The 2,029-nt window shown below is 34.8% G+C and carries 3 pseudogenes; all 3 read right to left on the bottom strand.

From position 1 onward, the window contains the following. Positions 1-391: pseudogene (locus A7098_RS24365) on the bottom strand (LTA synthase family protein); the annotation flags it as partial. Positions 392-468: 77 nt separating this feature from the next. Then, positions 469-1,604, bottom strand: a pseudogene (locus A7098_RS23550) (ISAs1 family transposase). A 271-nt stretch (positions 1,605-1,875) separates the two neighbouring features. Continuing rightward, a pseudogene (locus tag A7098_RS23540) lies at positions 1,876-2,029 on the bottom strand (oligosaccharide repeat unit polymerase); the annotation flags it as partial.

The raw sequence follows: 2,029 nt of genomic DNA, 5'->3' as shown, positions 1-2,029 counted from the left end.
CTATACAGAGAATATTAGATTTATAATATTTAATACGCTCGATTAGAGCACCTGAAGGCATCGTAATGAATGAAACTATAACAAATAAAATAAAAACAAAAAAAACTTTAATTACCTCGCCAATGCCCAGGGATTCAATTTCTGCAGCATTCGACAAGGCAAGAGGCATCAAATATTGCCCCGAACTAAATAGCGACGCTGCCTGCACACCTAAAATAGAGAGATAAATCCCCCACAAAACATTTCTTACAAACTTTCTTTTTATCAGAAAGATTGCCACACTTATAAATGTGTATTCAATAGTAAATAAAAAAACACAATCTACCCTTCCAGAGTAAAGTAAAATACTCAAAAAAATACAGAAAGGTAAAATCATTCTAATGATACTCATAAAGTTCATGTTGGGTTAAACCATTTTATTTAAAATTTTTAATGCTATTTATTCAGCATTGTACCACCAGGGCAAGATTACGAAAGTCGGCTCCCCACAAGGACTGATGCGAGGTAGTCTCTGTCCATAGCAGCTTTTCTCAGCTTACGTCTTAACCCAGCCTTGAATACTTTATCTTTCGTCAAAATATTAATGGCGATATGCCTTATCCTTGAAAATAATTCTGCTGCCTTTCCCCTTCTTATTTTGCAGTCGCCTTCATTCATTACCACGTCCAGACTCCAGTACAGCTTACTCTCCACGTGCCAGTGATTTCGAATCTCTGTTGCAAACTTCTCTTCTGTTAAATCAGCAGAACTGATATAATATCTGACCGCCATTTCTGGATCCTTCTTTTGTTCTGCTATTATTGACCGAAAGGAGACTGCCACGCATAATTTTTTCAGTCCTTTCCATTCAAACGTGAAGTCAATAAGTTCATCAGGGACATCGCAAACAATATATAGACGGATTTCTTCTCTGCCGTGACTCTTTTCACTAATTGCGTAACTGTCATGCTTTGGATTATTTAATTCTTTCAGCGGGAATTTTTCCTCAAAGGATTTATTAAGCCGCCACTCATTTTCTTTTACAGCGAATAAATAATCACCTTCCTGTTTTTATATCTTCTCTGCAATATCTTTCTGGCAACCCATCGCATCAGTTGTGATAATTTTTCCTTTAATATCCATCATGTTAAGAAGTTCAGGAATCGCTGTAATCTCATGAATTTCTCATCCGTCTTGATCTGGATGAGAACCAGACTGTGCATGGCCTAGAACGCACTAATAACCTGAATCACTCCCCTGCAACGACTTTTATCATAACAGTACCGCAGTGTTTTTCCATCAATAACAATGATGTCTATGTCATCTGAAGAATGACATGCACAGATCCTGTTAATAATACATTCATGAAATTTTGCAGGGCTGATACAGGATAAAGTTCCGGAAATGGTATCGTGAACAGGAATACCATTTTCAAAATCACCATATTGCTTCAAAAAATTGAGGTGAGTCTCACCGAAATCCGCCATATATTTCCATCCTTCAGCCACGGAAATGACGGCGAAAATAGTCAGCACCAGGATACCTAATAATTAATGTTCTACTTTACAGACTTGTCTATAATCAAGAATAATAGAAATATGTTCCATCAGCTTTTCAAGTTCCATTTTGTTCTCCTTATTTATATAAGGAGCACTTGATCATATATAAGCAGTGATAAATAGTTTTTGCTACTGAGCAATATCACAATTACTGAACATAAAATGCTAATTGTTTAGTGCAAAAAAAATTATTTTTGATTATCTTTCCTGTATATAAATGCAGTTGGAATATGTATTTTGAAATGCATTTATAAATTTAGAGATTGCCTCCTGCTCATTATAACAAGGAATAATTATAGCAATATTAAAAGAGTGATAAAAAAGCCCCTAATATAAACTATTTACCTCCAGAAGTGAGGTTGTTACTAATTTTGACATTTTCTATAGAAAATATCCATAAAACTACAACTCCTATAATAAAAATCCCCATGGGTGTAAAAAGAAATGGATTAGTTATAGAAACGGTAATACTGAAAAAAAGTATTAACGAC

Source organism: Escherichia sp. MOD1-EC7011 (genome assembly GCF_002965005.1).
GTDB lineage: Bacteria > Pseudomonadota > Gammaproteobacteria > Enterobacterales > Enterobacteriaceae > Escherichia > Escherichia ruysiae.
The sequence above is the reverse complement of the archived record's forward strand: the minus strand, read 5'-3'. Positions and strand labels throughout refer to the sequence as shown.